A 17,372-nucleotide genomic window follows, 5' to 3' on the forward strand; every position below is an offset into this window, starting at 1 on the left:
GGGGGAGGAGGGGGAGTAGGGAGAAAAGGTAAAACCGAGCCGCTCCTTCCCCCCCCCCCCCCCCCCCTCCCCCCCTCCCCCCCCCCCCCCCCCCCGCCCCCCCCCCCCCCCCCCGCGCCGCGACACAAGCCACCTGGCACTGCCACTGTCCGCGCTGCCACATCCGCGACTCAGCTACGCACACGAGAGGTCACAGCCATGTCGTTCGTCATCGACCTGGACGCCGAACGCCGCGAGGTTCAGCACCCCGACGGCATCCCGGTCAAGTTCGGCGGAGAACAGTTCATCTTCCCGGCGGAGCTGCCGGCCGACGCCCTCGACCCGATCCTGTCGGACGAGTTGGACCTGGTCGGTCTCCTCGGCGAAGTCATCGACTCCGCCGACGGCGACGCCGGTGTCACCGAGGTCGTCACCTCTCTTTTCCGACGGCCGTCCCTGCCGCGGAAGTTTCTCACCGCCATTCGAGAGACGTACGCGATCCTCCTCGGCGACCAGCACGAGGACTTCCTCAAGGCGCGCCCGTTCATCGGCGACTACGTCCGCCTGACGACTGCCCTGACCCGCGTCTATGGGGTCGAGCTGGGAAAGCTCTTTCGGTTGGGCGACTCCTCCGCGAGCGATTCGCAGACGTCGAATCCGACCTCTCCCGCTACCACCAAGTCGACGCCCGATGCGTCTGGCTTCGTCCCGGACAGCCCGGGTTCCTCGGACTCCGACGGCTGATCTCCCTCGTCGACGGCTTGCCGGACGACTCCCGGGTCCGCTCCGCCCCCCTCGGGGGCTGGAACAACGTCCTGGAACTCCTGGCGCTGATCGTCGACGAGATCGGGCTCATCGCCGCAGACAAGCGGCGTGAGGAGCCAACCCACGTCATCCGCCCGCCTCGCGAGGAACGCGCGTCGCGGCAGCGCCGCGGCTCCACGCCGCAGCCGTCGCAGCCCGCCCCGCAGCAGGCGCCCCGCATGACCGGCCACCGGCAAATGCTCATGGCCGCCATGCAGAGAGGAATGATCCGCAGTGGCTGAGGGCCTGCAGGCCGGTCGCCTCGACGTGCCGGTCGTCGCTGACCTTGCAGGCTTCGCTGCGAAACTCCGCACGGAAGTCGAAACGGCCGCCGAGGGCCTGGCCGCGAAGATCAAGGTTGAGGTCGACGGCAAGGGCCTCAAGCGACGACTCAAGGAAGTCGTCAAGGAGGCGTCCAAGGGTGTCTCCGCGAAGATCCGCGTCAAGGTCGACGAGGAAAGGTTCCGCGGCGAACTCGACGCACTACGGCGCCGCGTCGACGACGCCGATATACGACTCCCCGTCCGGCCGGACGGGGACGGTGACGGCCAGCGCAGCGGCGGTCTCCTCAGCGGCTTGCGGGGCCTGATCTCCGGTGCGCAGGGGGAGGCCGACCGCAACCCGGTCAACGTCCCCGTACAGATGCGCTTGCCCGGCCGCGGCCGCGGACGCGGCGCGCTGCGGATGCTCGGCATCGGCGCGATTGTCTCCCTCCTGCAGCCCGCGGTCGCCCTCATCGGCCAGTACGGTGCTGGCCTGACCGCGCTCGTCTCGGCGGCCGCGCCCGCGGTCGGTGTCCTCGGCGCAATACCCGGGCTCATCTCCGCAGCGGGCACTGCAGCGATCGGCACAAAGATCGCGTTCAGCGGCTTCGGTGAAGCGCTCAAGCAATCGAACGCGGCTCAGAAGATGCTCGCCGCGGACGGCAAGGTCACCGAGGCGCAGCAGAAGAAGCTCAAGGAGGCACTGGACAAGCTCTCCCCATCGGCCCGGGAGTCGGTCAAGGCCGTCTCCTCACTGCAAGGGGCGTGGAGCAAGGTCCGCATGTCCGTCAGCGATCGGTTCTTCTCCAAGGTCGCCGACGACATCAAGCCCCTCGCGAAGTCCGTCTTCCCGCTGCTGGAGGACGCCCTCGGGGACTCCGCAGCCCAGATGGGCGCCCTTGCGGAACGCGGCGCCAAGGCAATGCAGAGCGGCCCGTTCCGCAAGGACTTCAAAACCATCGCGTCCTCGAACTCGCGGGTCATCGGCCACCTGACGGACAGCCTCGCCAACATGGGCGCCGCCACCGGGGACTTCCTCGTGGCCAGCGGTCCGTTCGTCGAGCGGGTCGCGAGCGGCGGCGAACGGCTGACGCAGTGGATGCGGGCCTCCGTGAAGGCAGGCAGGGAAACCGGCAGCCTCGCCAGGTTCTTGGACCACGCCGGCGACAAGGCCAAGCAGTTGGGCCGCACCACCGGCAGTCTGATCCGGGGACTCGGCGGTGTCGGCCGCGCGGCCATGGACACCGGCAACGCTCTACTCAACGGCCTCGAAGGCAGCATGCTGCGCTTCGAGCGTTGGGCCAACTCGGGCGCCGGGCAGAAGGCCATGCAGCAGCTCTTTTCGGACGCTGCGCCCGTGTTCCACGAGGTCAACATGCTGTTCGGCGACCTCATGCGCGGCATGGGCCGGTCCATGAAAGACGGCGGCATCCTCGACCTGGTCCGGCAAATCCGAACCGAGTTGATGCCAGCCCTGGGCACCTTCTTCACCTCTATCGGTCAGACCGTCGGCCCAGCGATCATCTCCGTCATCTCGAACATCGCTACTGCGATCGGGAACCTCTCCGCGGCCGGTTCCGGCCTCGGCGTACTGCTTGTGGCGTTCAGTGGTCTACTCGAGGTCTTCAACACGCTGATGAGCATCATTCCCGGGGCGAACACGGTCCTGGCCACCTTCCTCGGCACGATGCTCGCCCTCAAGGTGATCAGCGGCGTCGCCGGCATGCTGCGGTCCTTCGGTACCTCCGTAGCGGCCGCGGGCACCTCCGTCCGCGGACTCGGAAACACGATGCGCGGAACCCTGGGCCCCGGCGTCCTCGGCCCGCAGATCACCATGTGGCAACGCATGGGGCTCGCCTACCGGGCCGCCGCGACACAAGGCAATCGCTTCACCGGCGCCATGCGTGGGATCGGCGCGGCCAACCGGGTCGCCTCCAATGCCATCGGAGGCATCACGTCTGCCCTCGGCGGCCCTCTCGGCATCGCCCTCGCCGGCGTCACGATCGGCCTCGGCCTCCTCGCCTCCTGGCAGGAGGAAGCCGCCCGCGCCACCCAGGCCCACAAGGAACGCGTTCAGTCCCTGACGGACGCCCTGACCGCCTCCGGCGGCGCGATCGACGCCAACGTTCGGGCCCAGGCCGCACAGCTTCTCCAGGACACGGAGCTGGCCGACGGCAAGGGCAAGTTGGTGGACATGATGCGCAAGGCAGGCGTCAGTCTCGGCGATCTGACGAACGCCTATCTCGGGCAGGGCACGACCCTCGGAGAACTGCAGGAGCAGCTTCAGGAGACAGCCGACATTCACGAGAAGTGGCTCGTCACCTCGGGCGGTGGCGCCAAAGCATGGGACGACGAGGGCTTGGCCGCGATCCGTGCGAAGGATGCCCTCGGCTCCGTTAAGGGTGAGCTCGAGGAGAGCCAGAAGAAGCACCGGGAACTTGCCGACGCCATCAATCAGTCCGGCACGACCGGTACCACCTCATACGGCCGCCTGCAGTCCGCCGTGCAGACCTTCAACGACAAAACCAAGTCGGCTGATGAGCGGGTGGACGCACTCAAGAGGGCACTAGACGCCTTGAACGGCAATACCCAGAGCTTCCACGACGCAGAAGCCCAGCTCAACAACGTGATGCTCCAGATCGACGACACCATGAAGTCGAACATCGACAAGGCCGACGGCTGGGGCAAGGCGCTTGTCGCGAACGACGGCCTGGTCGACACCTCCACCCGCAACGGTCAGAACCTGAACAGCCAGTTGACGGAGCTGCGGAACTCCATGCTTGCTGTCGCTACGCGCGCACAAGAGGCCGCGGAGCAGGGCCTCATGCCTATGTCGGAGGCGATGGAAAGGAGCCAGGGGGCCATGGAGGAGGCCCGTGCCAAGGCAATCGCGCTCGCCACGGACCTGGGCATTCCGAAGGACCAGGCGAAGGCACTCGCAGACCAGATGGGGCTCGTCCCGAGCACAGTCACCACCCTCATCACAGCGCAGGGAATCCCCGAAGCGACCGCCGAGTTCCTGAGCCTTCGGGGGAGGCTCGAGGAGCTGGGCAAGGGCAAGTCGATCCGCATCACGGCGCCGACCGCCGCCGCGTCCAGCCAGTTGCAGGCTCTCGGCTTCCAGGTCCAGCGCATCCCGGGCACCAAGGACGTCAACGTCACGGCACCCACCGGCGGCGCCCGTGCCAACATCAGCGCCCTGGCTCAGGACATCGCCAACGCGCCGAACAGGAAGAACGTCACGGTCCAGGCGATCATCAAGAAGGCAGCCGGGGACCTCAAAAGCGTCCAGGACAAGGTCGCCGGCCTGCCAAAAGGCAAGTCCATTGACGTCAAGGCACCGACGCAGACTGCCCAGGCCGCACTCAAAGACCTTGGGTACAAGATCAAGACCGTTGACGGTACGAACGGCAAGACGGTCCGAATCACCGCCCCCAACAAGTCACCCATCGCGCAGGTGCAGGCAATCCAGACCAAGATCAATGGTCTGACCGGCAAGACCGTGCACGTCACCATCCAGTACCACTCAGTCGGTAAGCCGTCGGTGGTCACTCAGCACGCTGACGGCGACATCGTGAAGTACGCCAACGGCGGGATCCACAAGTTTGCCGGACGGGTCAAGGCGTTCGCCAACGGCGCGGAGCAGCACATCGCTCAGGTCGCGAAGGCCGGCGAGATGCGGCTGTGGGCAGAGCCGGAGACGTACCCGGGCGAGGCCTACATCCCTCTCGCTCCGGGGAAGCGGAAGCGCTCGGAGCAGATCCTCGACTGGGTTGCGCGGTACTTCGGCGGCACCGTTGTCTACCCCGAAAGGGCCCTGTCGCAATTCGCGAACGGCGCCGTCTCCCTGAGCCGGAGCATCAGCTCCAGCCGCACCCGTCCAGCCGCCATGTCGGCGGCCGCCGCGGCGCTCGTAGGCGGGGACCTGAACCTGACCATGACCGGCGCGCCGATGAAGCCAGGAGAGGCCCTGAACGACGCAATGTTCGAACTTCGCCGTATCCGCCGAGGAGGCGCACATGCCACTGGCTGAGGGGGAATGGAACCTCTCTTATGGCTCCAACGGAATCCATCCGGAAGCCGACTTCACCTTCGGGTCCATCCAGTCCGGCTACTACCTGCTCGACCCGCCGGACATCGCATACGGCGACACGGACACTGGTGACACCCCGCTGCCGCGTGAGGATGGAATACGGCTCGGACAAGACTTCCGTACGCAGGCAACCGTCACGTTCGAGGTCGGTGTCGACACGGTCGATGGCGCCTCGAACCGACTCGGCCGCCACGAGATGAACCTGGGCGCGGTCTCAGCGATGGCACAGGTGTGGGACGCCGAGGCGGTACGGAGTCGGTTCGCGACCCCTGCTGTCCTGCGCACTGTCCAGGGCGGGAGGATCCGCCGCTTCTACGGCCGGCCCCGAAAGTTCGCACCCGCCGCGTCCAGGCTCACGCGCCAGGGGTACACGCCCGTCGTCGCCACCTTCGTGTGCGTGGACAACACGGCCTACGACGACGTCGAACAGAGCGTCAACATTGGCATCGTTCCAGCTCCGCACCGTGGACTGGTCGGGCCGCTGACGACACCTCTGTCAATGACCGGAGAGGGCTCCAGCAGGGTCCCCGGCGAGGTACACATCGGCGGGACCAAACCATGCTGGCCTGTGATCACAATCTACGGTCCGATCTCTCAGCCAGCGTGCGAAGTGGTGGACCGCTGGAAGGTCAGCCTGAATCTCACACTCGGCGAGGGCGAGCGGGTGACCATCGACCCCCGGCCGTGGGCGCGCACAGTGCTGCGTAATGGCAGTGCCAACGTTGCAGGCTCCCTCTACAGGAGCTCGCCGCGCCTCACCGACGTGCGGCTCCCTGTCGGCCGCCAGGACTTCGTCCTCCGCGGGTCGGACGCCACAGGCATGTCGTACATGGTGGTGGCCTGGCGTGACGCGTACGCGTACCTGTAGGCGGTTCCACCGGGAACTGTAGGGCGCGACGCAAAGGGTCTTTCGAGGTCACAGTCCTCCGCTGACAGCAGCCGATAAGCGGAGGAGACACTCATGCCCTGGGATAGCGTGCCCTGGTTCACCGAAGGTGGAGCCGAGCACTCCAGTGAAATCGCACGGCTCTTGGCGTACACCGCTTTCGCCGGGGCCGAGGGCATCATCGGCGGCGGCGACTTGCAGGTGAAGGCGCTTGGCACGCCAGGCCCGGCCGTACAGATCGGCACGGGCGCGTGCGCGGTCCTCAACCGCTCAGCCGGGGCGGCGTATCAGGCGTACGCGGCCCGGCTACCCACCAGCGACCAGGTGTCCATCCCGGGTACGGGCGCCTCACCTCGGAGCGATCTGATCGTCGCCCGCATTGAGAACCCCTACAGCTTCGGGGAAACCTGGCCCAACCCCAGCGATCCCAAGGTGGGGCCATACGTCTTCACACGGGTCGTCTCCGGTGTGCCGAACACGACCAAGAGCATTCGGCAGGTCCGCTCGGCTGATTCGGCAATCACGCTCGCTCGGATCGACATCCCGGCGAACACGTCCTCGATCACTCAGGCGATGATCAAGGATCTGCGGGAGATGGTGAACCCGCGGCGCCGGCGCGTGCTGCGCTACATGCACGGCTTCAACGGCGTGGACGAGGTAGGTAACACGAGGTATCCCAACTGGGAGGAGTTCCCCAACGGCTGCCGGTGGCCTATCGAGATCCCGGAATGGGCTACGAGCGCCACGATCATCGCCACGTGGGCAGGACTGGAGCAGGTCAACGCGAAGGACTCCTATGGTCACCTGCGCGCCAAGCTCGGCACGCTCGTCACGTCCAACACGAACTATGACTGTGACTGGGTCGGCAGCCGGCAGCGGTTTACCTTCATCGGCGGTGGGACGGTCTCCATTCCGTCCTCGCTGCGTGGCACCGTGCAGGATCTGGTGATGGAAGGGTGCAACACCTCCAACACCTCGTACACCGGAACCCTCGAAGCTGATGGCGGGTCCACGATGTTCTGCGACATCGAGTTCGTGGAATCGCCGCGTGAGGACTCCTTCTGATGGCTGGGGGCTGGCGGTTCATCGCAGTCCGCGCGCTGCCCGAGGACGTTCTCGACTGGGAGGTTCCGTTCGCGCTCAGCACGAACCCCAAGCGCGATCTGTCCGGGCCGGGGTCGATGAGCGGAACGATCGAGCCCGAGTACGCCCGCCTGCGTGGGCCGGACGGCCTGCCGATCATCGAAGAGTGGGGCACCAAACTGTTCCTGGAGATCGAGGGTCAACTCCGGTGGGGCGGCATCGTCACCAAAACCAGTTTCGACGGGCCGAAGGCCTCGATCCAGTGCGAGGGCTTCTCCAGCTACGCGCATGGCATCCCGTACGAGAGCCACATGATCTCGGGCCCGCTGATCACCCCGAAGGACCCGTACGCCGGCAAGGACAAAAACCACGACGGCTACATTGACTACTCCAACCCGAAGAAGAAGGTCCCACCGCCACCCAAGCCGTACGGCGGGACACGCTTCGATGCGTACGTCGCCTTCCGCAACATCTGGAACCACATCCAGAGCCGGCCGTACGGGAACATCGGCCTGAAGATCGACAGCCACAACCTAGGTGAGCTGCTAGGAGCCTCCGACGGATCCGATCCGTGGGAACTGGCCTGGTGGAACAACCCCGACTGCGGCCAGACACTCGACCAGCTCGCCCGCGACATCCCGTTCGACTGGATCGAGACCCACACCTGGGTGGGCGGCACCAACACGATCGACAGCCGCATCGTCCTAGGCAAACCACGCCTCGGCAGGAAACGCAACGACCTGCGGTTCGCAGACGGGGAGAACATCTCCGCCATCGCCCGGCCGGAAGGCATGGGTGATGAGTACGCGAACGAGATTGTCCTCCTCGGCAAGGGCGAGGGCAGAAAGATGGCCCGCTTTCAGGCCCACAAGTACGAAGCAGGCCGGCTGCGCCGCGTGCACACGGTCACCGACAAGACGCTGTCGTCCGCGGCCGCGATGCGAGCCCGCAGCCTCAAAGAGCTCTACGGCCGCACCGGCGTGCTCCAGATTCCCGCGATCCAGATCGTTGACCATCCCAACGCCCGATTCGGCTCCTGGCAGCTCGGCGACGACATCCGCGTCCAGGTCAACGTGCCGTGGGTCGGGGATGTGGACATGTGGCACCGCATCGTCTCCGACGAAATCAGCGCGGACGGCACCTGCACCCTCACCTTGAAGAGGTCCGACAGCTTCATCTACTGACCCACGGACTTTCAGCGCGCGACGCTAAGCATCCCCAGACCGCAGCATCCGCAGCCATGGCGAACTTCCTTGATGACCAGCGTGATGCCCGCCGCGTGGCGGAAGTGTTCGCCGACTACGACCGGCGCCTGAGCGCGCTCGAGCGCTCGACGCAGGCAAGCCACACATCGATTGAAGGCGCCGCCCTCGACATCTACGACGCCGACGGCACCCACAAGGGCTCCGTCGGCGTACAGCCGGACGGCACGGTGGCGGTCGTCCCGGTCAACGCGGCCCCACCGCCCACTCCAACCGCGCCGACCATCGAACCGGTCCTCGCCGGTCTGGTGGTCACCTGGGATGGGCAATGGGACGATTCGTACTCCACGCCGGCGGACTTTGCGCGCATCCAGGTTCACCTCGGCCTGGTCCCCGACTACACCCCCGACGCGAGCACTCTCGCCGCGACGATCAGCAACACTGCGGGCGGCACGGTCACTGTGGCCACGGCAACGTACGCCACGGCGTACGTACGGTTGGTGGCCGTAAACAGCGCGGGCGTCACCGGCGGATCGTCCGCTGCGGCCGCGGGCACTCCGAAGCAGGTCGACGGGCCAGACCTGTCCGCGCTACTCGACCTGGCGATATGGCTCAAGGACGCCTCCGTGCCCGGGTCGAAGCTCGTCAAAGAGACCATCGGCGCGGACCTCCTCGCCGCGAACTCAGTCGTTGCCGGCAAGGTCGCCGCGGACGCCATCGGCGCGAGGGAGCTCAAAGCACAGTCGGTGACGGCCGGGAAGATCGCCGCGGGCGCCATCGAGACACCGCACATCTCTGTCGGTGCGATCAGGCCCGAACAGATCGGCGTCGGGCAGGGCACCAACTTGGTTCCCGACCCAGGCTTTGAGACCGCGGCCACCGCGAACATCATTGCCGCCGCTGGCGCGCCGTGGTCCCTCGCGCCCGGCAACCGGTCTGGCGTCGGTATCCGTGTCGACTGCGAAGCGGCCACCGCGACGAACTACACGCTGCCGCTGGCCATGGTGCCAGTCCTGTCCCGGTCCCAGCTCTGGCTCGCCGTGGACATCCTCGTCTCCGACAACCTGGCTGCCCAGGGCGTGAAGATCCTCGCACGCTGGGAGGACTCCAGAGGCCAGGTTCTGGGCTATGGCGTGGTCGAGTCCACCGCCCCGATCACCGGGCGGTGGCAGCGCATTAGCAGTCAGGTGACGGCTCCGCAGGGCACCACGCAGTCCGTGATCTGCCTGGAGGCATCCGCGGCCACAGCCGGTTGGATCGTTTGGGACAACGCTGAAGCCCAAACCATCTTCGGCCGTGCCACTGGCGGAGCCCGCGCGGAGATAGGCCCTCAGGGGCTGCGCTTGTTCGACGACACCGGCGCGGAGGCGGTGTCGCTGGTAACCGGTGCCCCGCAATACATGACCTTCCGCAATGACGGTCAGCCGGTTGCCACCATTGACCCTTTGGGCAACGGCAGCTTCGTTGACCTCAGCGTCGCCGGGGAACTGACCGTGAAGGGTGACCCAGTCTCGACCCTGCTGGGGAACTATGCCCGCGGCCTGGTGGCCATCGGCTACCAGACGACATCCGTCGCCGGCGGGACCAGCGAGCTGGGGTTCGTGGAACTGGGCTTTGAAGCCGAGCCGAACCGGATGTACCGCATGGTGTTCGACGCCCACGTAAATCCGTCGGTTGCTGGCGGTGAACTACAACTCCGTCTCCGCGACGGCGGTGCCGCGAAGCCAACCATCAGCTCCACACAGCTGCAATTGGCCACCCACCACATGCCACTTGGCGGCTCCGACCGCGTGCGCCTGGAACTGGTTCGGTCCAGCAATGTCTTGGGGGTCGGCACCCACCGGCTCCTGCTCACGTTCAAGTGCTCGGGTGGCCCCGCCGGGCAGACCGTCGACCTCTCCGGGGCCTCCACCGCCCCCGGGATGTTGTACGTCGAGGATCTGGGCGCATACGTCCCCGAGACCGGAGGCCCCAACAGCGGCGGCGGCACCGCCCCCGACCCTGTCCGTACCTACACCAAGACCTATACCGCCTCGTGGTCCGGGTCGTATGCCAAGCGCGCCGGTTACAACTCGTACTACGGCGCCAAGTGTGTGCAGGGCTACTACTCGTCGAACAACGGCATCCAAGCCGCCCTGATCGGGTTTCCCGCATCCCTCGGCACCGACTTGGCCGGAGCGGTGATCCAGAAGGCCGAGGTCTATCTCTACGCCGAACACTGGTATTACGCCAACGGCGGCAAGGCGCGCATCAAGGCGCACTCCCACGCGTCCCGGCCCGCGGCCTTCTCCAGCGATCAGGCTGAGTCGCAGACCATCTCCTGGTCCCGCAATCAGGGCAAATGGGTGAATATCACTGCAGTATTCGACAGCACGTCGTGGCGTGGCATCGCGCTGGACCCGAACACCACGGACCAGACGTACTACGGCATTTTCCGGGGCGCCGGCCAGACCTACCCGCCGCAACTGCGGGTCACCTACACCAAGTAGAAGGGGCACACCTGCTGTGGCCGGAACCTACGGCGACCTTGTCGCCAACGGAAGTTTCACCAACGGCACCACCGGATGGTGGGCCGGCGACCCGACGAAGATCACTCTTACCGCGTCCGGTGCAGGCGCGGAGGCGGCGGCCACCACCGACGCGATCAATCCGTGGGACGCGCCATTCGGTCAGGACAACATTGTCCTGCGCCAAGGCTGCCTCTACACCCTGTCGTTCACCGCCCGCGCCTCTCAGGCCAATACGAGTCTGCGTGTCCAGGTTGGACTCGGAGTCGACCCGTGGACAGCCGATGTCGACAAGACCGTGGACCTGGGCATGGCTGACGTCCACTTCGTTATGCAGTTCACCAGCAGCCTCGCTACCACGGCCGGGCAGCTGAGTTTCCAGATGGGACAGGGCACCTCGGTCACTGTCTACCTCACCGAGGTCCGGCTGACGACCAGCACCATCCGTGAGGGGTTCTACGTCGACCCGGACAACAACGCCCAGAAGTGGGTGACCATCAACGCTGGCGACCCGCGTGCCCCGAAAATCCAGCGGTCGATCGCATCGCGGCCGGGGGCGCGCTGGTTTGGCGACTGGAACACCAACATCCAGGCAGACGTGGACGCCTACGTGACCGCAGCGGCCGGTACCGGGAAGCTGCCGATCCTGGCGGCCTACAACATGCACTGGCGCGACAGCGGAGGCCAGTCCTCCGGCGGCGCGCCGACCCCCGACGCATACAGGACGTGGATCGACGCGTTCGCTGCAGGCATCGGCGACCGGCCAGCGCTGGTCATCGTCGAGCCCGACTCCCTTGCGCAGGCCGAATACCTGCCGACCGAGCAGGCTCGGACTGACCGGTACGCGCTGCTGTCGTACGCCGCGCAGTCCCTCGCTGCCCGCCCTCTGGTCCGCGCCTACCTCGACGGAGCCAACGCCACATGGATCAAACCCGCTGACATGGCAGCGCGTCTCATTAAGGGCGGCATCGGCACGGCCAAAGGCTTCGCCGTCGGTGTCGCGAACTTCGACGCTACGGACATCAGCTGCGGATACGGCACCCAGATCACGGCCGCGCTCACGGCCCAGGGCATAGCAGGTACGAAGTTCGTCGTTGACACCGCTCGCAACGGCAACGGTGCAATGGACGACAACGGCCAACACGTCGACTACTGCAACCCCGCGGGGCGGCGTCTCGGAGTGCCCGCCTCCATCGGAGTGGGCGGCGCCGAGTACCTGCTGTGGGTCAAGTTCCCCGGCGACTCCGATGGCCAGTGCGGCATCGCGCCCGAGAACACGGCCGGCACCTTCTCGCCCTACCTTGCAGAACGCCTCATCGACGGCCACTGATCCAACTCATCAAGACTCAAGATCGTTCTTGCCGAACTGCCCTGGGCCTCTCACCCCGCTGCGGCGCCGTGAGCACGCGACGCAAGCTCTCCGCCTCCTCCATCGTCACGGCTGCGGGGAGCCGCGGGCACGACTCAGCGCCCCGGCTCCCGCGCACTCAATTGACGACCGATGACCGAGGAGGCGCCCCGTGGAGTGGCTCATCTCTCTGGCGCCTGTCCTCAGCCCCCTGTTCGGCATGGTGGGCGTGCTGGGCGGGGCCTGGATGGTGTACCGCCAGAACAAGCGGAAGAACGAAACCGACGCGGAGACGGCGGAGGCCACCACGTTCGTGACATCGGTCCAGACAGTGACCAACGGCTTCACCCAGCTCCTCGAGCAGCAACGCGAGACGAACGCCAAGACGCTCGAGCGGGTCACCACCCTGGAGAACAGGGTCGAGCGGCTAGAGGAAGAACAGAGGCAGTGGAGACGCTGGAAGGCAGCGGCCGTCGACTACATCCACCGGCTCCGCGCCCTGGTCGCCCAGCTTTACGACCGCCCCGTACCGCCCCCGCCGCGGGAGATCGCCGAGGACTTGGACGACCGGCCCGACGGTTGAGCAAGCACGCGACGCAAGGGGTCGGCCGCGCGCACAGTCCGCCTGTCACGCAACCTACGCATGAAAGGCATCACCCATGTCTGCAACGCTTGAGGCTCTCTCCGCCGGCGGCCAGGTCGGCGCTGTGCTCCCGCTGCTCACCGCGGTCGTACAGCGCCCTGCTTGGTCTGCGAAGTACAAGAAGATCGTGGCGGTCGTGGCCGCGCTCGTTGCCGGCGTCTTCGCCATGGCGGCGGATGGCGGCTGGGCCCAGTTCCAGCACGGTCAGCTCACGGCCGCGACCCTCCTCGGCGTCCTGGCGGCCTCGCAGACGAGCTACGACCTTGTGTGGAAGCCCAGCAAGCTCGCCCCGATGATCGAGTCCCTGACGACCAAGATTACGGCTAAGCAGGCCGAATAAGGCCCACGACGCCCGTCCGGCCCTCGGCCGGCGGGTACCATCAGCACTCGAGGTGGCCGTACCGCTGCCGCGACAACAGCGTTGAGATAGCCGTCAGGCGTCATTGGATTCATGGACACCGCGGTGACCCTTCTCCAGGGACGCGCCTGACACCAGGCATCGAGACCACCGGGTGCGTGCAGAGCACTCGGGGCCGGGGAGCACTGCTCAGCGATGATCCGGCACACGCTGTCGCAAGGCTCGGTACGGCCACCTCTTGCTGCCCCCGCAGGAAGACGTGCACCTTCGGCCCGAGAGCAGCGGGCCCAACCCGAGGAGGAACAGACCGCATGGCCGAAGCGCAGGAGATCGAGGCGGAGATCAAGCGCCTGTCGGGCATGTCTCCCGACGGCCTGATGAACACGGTCGTCCAGTACGTCACCGGCGGGTCCAAGACCGGCGCCCCGCGCGACGTCCAGGGTGCGGCTCTGGTCTCGCCCCGGATGGCACCGCGGACCCTCGATGCGCTGGAGCTGGCCATCAAGCGGATGCGCAGCTTCCTGCCCCGTGAGGAGGGCGAGAGCAAGAGCCAGCAGGCTGCCCGCATCGCTCCGTTCCGGGCAGCTCTCCAGGCGGCAACGCGCCCGTACGAGGACGTCGTCGACGACCTCGCGCACGAGGAGGCCAAGCAGCTTGCCGCGCTCGACGACGAGACGTTCACTCGTCGGTGGACGGCGTTTGTCCGCGACGAGCCGGTCACGGGGCCGGTGCCGCGGCGGGTGCAGGCGCTCGCCTTCCGCTCACCGAGCGTAGCGGGCAGGGCTGAGGGGGTCTGCCGCCTGATGCTGGAGGAACCGGCCCGGTTCCTGCCGGCGGCCGCGGTCGGGGAGAGCCGCAAGGCGCGCGATGCCCAGGTCAAGGAGTTCCGCGATCGGGTCGTGGTCGAAGCGCGCTTCCTGCGGTACGGAATCCAGTACGCCGAGGCGCGCCACGGCCGGATGCCGAGTGAGCCGAACGTCCGGCTGCGCGCGCTCCGTCGCCTGGGCGAGCGGCACCCCGAGGAGCTGTCGAGTCTGCTGCGCGAGGTCCGCGCGGAGCTGACGGAGGGGAAGAAGCAGGCGCGCCGAGACGCGCGCGCGGTCCGCCGGGCCGCTGGGAAGGGCGCGCCGTAGGGGCGCGGCACAGGCCGGAACGAGAGAGAAGGGCGCGCCCAAGGCGCGCTCTTCGTCGTCTCCGGGCGTGCTCGATCGGCGCGGCCAGGCGCGTCCGGAAGCGCGCTCGAGGAGAACCAGCGCGCGCCCGAGGACCCGCGCCGTACTTGCCGCGCGCCTCCGCTGTGGGCCCGTTCGCCCCGCGCGGGGCAGGCGCGCGCGGCCGGACCGGCAGGGCGCGCCTCGACGAATTAGCAGGTCAAACGGCGCGCGCCATCGGCCCCGAGGGGCGCGCCGTCCGGTGCGCGCCATACCGCGCGCTGCCGGGGCGCGGGCGCGCACCGGTCGAGATCAGGCGGGCCGCGCCGCGCGGAGCGGTGGGCGCGCCGCGCGCCAACCGGAGGCGCGCCCTTCCTCGGCGCGCGCCATGGTGCGGTCTCAGTGGCGCGCCAAGATCAGCGCGCGGCGCGCCCCACCGAGGCGCGCCAGGGCTCGGACGGCGCGCGTCAGATAGCGCGGGCGCGCGGCGTGGGCGCGCCCCGGACGGTGATCACAGGCGCGCTGGCCATCGGCCGGAGGCGCGCCTGCAGGAGGGGCGAAGCGCGCGACGCGCGCCCCGTGAGGTGAGGTGAGGTGACGCGGGGAGGGAGGCGCGCCAGAGCGGTGGGCGCGCCCAGAGGCCCCGGGCGCGCGTCACCTCACGTCACCTCACCTCACTGCCCTGCGGGCGCGCTGTCGAAGTAGGGGGCAAACTTCTTCTTGAGCCCGAGATCCGGCATCGGCGCGCGCCGGTAGACGTCGGCGAGGACGGCCTGGTCGTTCTCCTCCAGGAGGGCGATCACTTCCGCGCGCTGCACCTGCACGAAGTCCCGGAGCTGAGCCAAGCCCGGCTCCCCGTCCGCGTAGATCGGCTGGAGGTGGTCACGCCGCGTAGTGAACTTCAAGCGGGCCTGCACCTCCGCCTCGTCGAGCAGCGCCTGGCGCGCGATCTCCGTCGGATCGTTCGGCTTCTTCTTCGGAGCGCGTTTGGCCGCGGGCCGGGCCGGGATGTCCTGCGGCTCCTCGGCCGCGCTGGTGTCCTCCGGCGTCTCGGCGGGCGGCGGCTCCTCGGCCTGCGGGTCTGGCGGCGGCGGAGCAGCGCCCTCGACCGGCGGCTCCGGCTCGGGCGTGGGCTGGGCGGGCGCCGACGAGTCTTGCGGCGTCTCGTGGTGCTCGCGCGCCTGGTCCTGCTCGATCACGGTCGGCGGGGTGCTGGTCGCCTCGCCCTGCCCAGCGTCGGTGCCGGTCTGCTCCCCCTGCCGCTGGTCCCCCGTGCCCTGCTGGCGCTTCTCGGCCTGGGCCTTGATGTAGGCGAGGGAGCGGGCGATCAGGTCGTCCGCGCTCATCTTCCCGAGCCGGGACTCGGTGGGGATCTGCTTGAGGGTGCGGATGCCCCACTCCTCGCGGATGCCCTGCAGGGCCATCTCGGGGTCGGTCGGGTCCTCCAACGCCTTCTTGATGAGCGCGGCCGCCTTCGGGCCGGTCAGCTCGTTCTCACTGGGGCGCCGCTGCTGCTGGGCGCGCTGGGGCTGCTGCTGGGCACGCTGCTGGTCCTGCTCCTGCAGGTACGCCTCGGGCCGGGCCTCGGTGACCTGACGAGCGGCGGCGGCCTCCTCGAAGCCGAGGCGCCGCAACAGGGTGTCGATGGAGAAGTCCGAGAAGGGCATGGACTCCCCTGGCTTGACGTCCCAGTGGAGAGTCCGGACGCCGGTCAGGTGCGCTTCGCCGAACGCGTGCAGTTCGACGATGGCGTCGACGGCGGCGGGAAGGTTCCGCTCGGCCTTGATCTTCCGTGTCTTGTCCCGGGTCGGCTTGTCGTTCTCGAACGCGGTGACGATCTCCTGACGGGCGAGCAGGAGGGTTGGGCCGTGGTGCCGCCGGAGCATCCACAGGATCTCGCCCCACCGGTCCTTGGCCCGGTTCCAGAGGTCGGAGTCGATGACGACCGGGTCGTCGAGGCTCGGGGCGCGGCGGCGGTTCTCCTGGGCCTTCCGCTCCGCCCGGCGGCGGGCGAAGAGGGCCTGCTCATCGCTGAGCATGTCCCACAGGACCGTCATGTTGTCGACGACGATCATGTTCGGTTTGCCGTTCACGGGGGGCTGCGCAACGGCCCACCGGATGGCGTCGAGGATGTCCTGGTAGGTGCCGTTGTGCTCGACGATCTCGTACCGGGCGCCGGGAACGCGGCCGTAGTAGTCGGCCGTGCCCTCGGAGCCGCCGATCTCGATCCAGTACGTTATGCCGATCAGGTCGGAGCCGGTACCCGCGGCCGCTTCGAAGCTCTTGCCGGACTTCTCCGGCCCGACGAGCAGCATCATCGGCGGGTTGGGGAGACCGGTCGGCCGGCGGGACTTGCGTTCACGCAGGGGCGTGGTGATACCAGGCATCGGTGATCCTTCGTTCGGGACGCGCGGGTTGCTCTCCCGCGCAGAATGAGACAGCGACAGCGTTAAGCTCTCGCGGTCTCATTGCTGCACTATTCTACCCGTACGAAGGCCCGACTCAATGCCTGTTCAGCAGATCAGCGACAGGTTTTTCGAGGTCAGGGTCGTGATCCTCGCGGTGCCGGGCGTACCAGTCGTCCAGGTCCTGTACGCCCTCGTCCTCGGCGTCGGCCTCCGGGAGCGCGTTCCACTCGGCGACGGCGTCCGCGTACTCCTCTTCGACCGTCGTCGAGTCGCGGCGGTTCAGGGCTTCGGTGATCTCCTGCCAGTCGGCGCCGGCCAGAGCTTCGGCCAGTACGACCCGGTCGACGTACTCGTTGACCATCTGCCGCAGTCGGCGTGCTCGCTGGATGCGCCCGGTGGCACTGGTGGTCTCGGCTGTCGTGCCGACCGCCTGACGGGCCAGGTCGGAAAGTTCGCGGGCGGCACGGGCGGCGGCGATCCGGGCCTGGATCTCCGGTCTCATGAATGGTCCGATCATGCAGGCGGGGGGGGGGACAGGGGGGGGGGGCGTGGAGGGTGGGGTGGGGGGTGGGGAAAGACCCGCAGGTTTTTTTCTTTCGCCCCCTCCCCCCCCCCTAAAGTCGCAGGGAGAGTGAAGGCCCAGAGAT

13 protein-coding genes are annotated in these 17,372 nt (G+C 67.8%); 11 read left to right on the forward strand and 2 right to left on the reverse strand.

What is annotated here, in order from left to right; genetic code table 11:
- Window positions 1-198 precede the first annotated feature (198 nt).
- The 11 genes from ACFXOM_RS28485 to ACFXOM_RS28535 all read left to right on the forward strand — a co-directional run bounded on the left by ACFXOM_RS28485 (window position 199) and on the right by ACFXOM_RS28535 (window position 14,299).
- Complete coding sequence (locus ACFXOM_RS28485; protein WP_385040045.1) at window positions 199-723, forward strand: hypothetical protein; 525 nt, start codon at window positions 199-201, stop codon at window positions 721-723.
- 17 nt (window positions 724-740) lie between these two features.
- The gene (locus tag ACFXOM_RS28490; RefSeq protein ID WP_385040048.1) at window positions 741-1,025 is read left to right on the forward strand and encodes a hypothetical protein; all 285 of its coding nucleotides are present in this window, start codon (window positions 741-743) and stop codon (window positions 1,023-1,025) included.
- Window positions 1,018-5,079: a hypothetical protein gene (locus ACFXOM_RS28495; protein ID WP_385040051.1), complete on the forward strand. Its 4,062-nt coding sequence runs from the start codon at window positions 1,018-1,020 to the stop codon at window positions 5,077-5,079. The genes ACFXOM_RS28490 and ACFXOM_RS28495 overlap by 8 nt, the downstream gene beginning before the upstream one ends.
- Entirely contained in the window at window positions 5,066-6,007 is a 942-nt protein-coding gene (locus tag ACFXOM_RS28500) for a hypothetical protein (RefSeq protein ID WP_385040054.1), read from the forward strand. The genes ACFXOM_RS28495 and ACFXOM_RS28500 overlap by 14 nt, the downstream gene beginning before the upstream one ends.
- A 93-nt stretch (window positions 6,008-6,100) precedes the next feature.
- Window positions 6,101-7,090: a hypothetical protein gene (locus ACFXOM_RS28505; RefSeq protein ID WP_385040057.1), complete on the forward strand. Its 990-nt coding sequence runs from the start codon at window positions 6,101-6,103 to the stop codon at window positions 7,088-7,090.
- Entirely contained in the window at window positions 7,090-8,292 is a 1,203-nt protein-coding gene (locus ACFXOM_RS28510; RefSeq protein ID WP_385040059.1) for a hypothetical protein, read from the forward strand. Before ACFXOM_RS28505 ends, ACFXOM_RS28510 begins: the two co-directional genes overlap by 1 nt.
- A 56-nt stretch (window positions 8,293-8,348) precedes the next feature.
- Window positions 8,349-10,799 (forward strand): hypothetical protein, encoded by a 2,451-nt coding sequence (locus ACFXOM_RS28515; RefSeq protein ID WP_385040062.1) that lies wholly within the window; start codon window positions 8,349-8,351, stop codon window positions 10,797-10,799.
- Between the two features lie 16 nt (window positions 10,800-10,815).
- Window positions 10,816-12,147 carry a glycoside hydrolase family 6 protein gene (locus ACFXOM_RS28520; protein ID WP_385040065.1) on the forward strand — a complete coding sequence of 444 codons (1,332 nt, stop codon included), beginning with the start codon at window positions 10,816-10,818 and terminating at the stop codon, window positions 12,145-12,147.
- A gap of 190 nt (window positions 12,148-12,337) precedes the next feature.
- A complete protein-coding gene (locus tag ACFXOM_RS28525) occupies window positions 12,338-12,748 on the forward strand; it encodes a hypothetical protein (RefSeq protein WP_385040068.1) in 411 nt (136 codons plus the stop codon).
- 76 nt (window positions 12,749-12,824) lie between these two features.
- Window positions 12,825-13,148, forward strand: coding sequence for a hypothetical protein (locus tag ACFXOM_RS28530; RefSeq protein ID WP_385040071.1), 324 nt, complete (start codon window positions 12,825-12,827; stop codon window positions 13,146-13,148).
- A 329-nt stretch (window positions 13,149-13,477) separates the two neighbouring features.
- Window positions 13,478-14,299 (forward strand): hypothetical protein, encoded by an 822-nt coding sequence (locus ACFXOM_RS28535; protein ID WP_385040074.1) that lies wholly within the window; start codon window positions 13,478-13,480, stop codon window positions 14,297-14,299.
- A gap of 692 nt (window positions 14,300-14,991) precedes the next feature.
- Here ACFXOM_RS28535 and ACFXOM_RS28540 read toward each other — a convergent pair.
- Complete coding sequence (locus ACFXOM_RS28540) at window positions 14,992-16,704, reverse strand: hypothetical protein (protein WP_385040077.1); 1,713 nt, start codon at window positions 16,702-16,704, stop codon at window positions 14,992-14,994.
- A gap of 115 nt (window positions 16,705-16,819) precedes the next feature.
- Entirely contained in the window at window positions 16,820-17,227 is a 408-nt protein-coding gene (locus ACFXOM_RS28545; protein ID WP_385040080.1) for a hypothetical protein, read from the reverse strand.
- Window positions 17,228-17,372 lie beyond the last annotated feature (145 nt).

The organism is Streptomyces sp. NPDC059169, assembly GCF_042755225.1.
GTDB lineage: Bacteria > Actinomycetota > Actinomycetes > Streptomycetales > Streptomycetaceae > Streptomyces.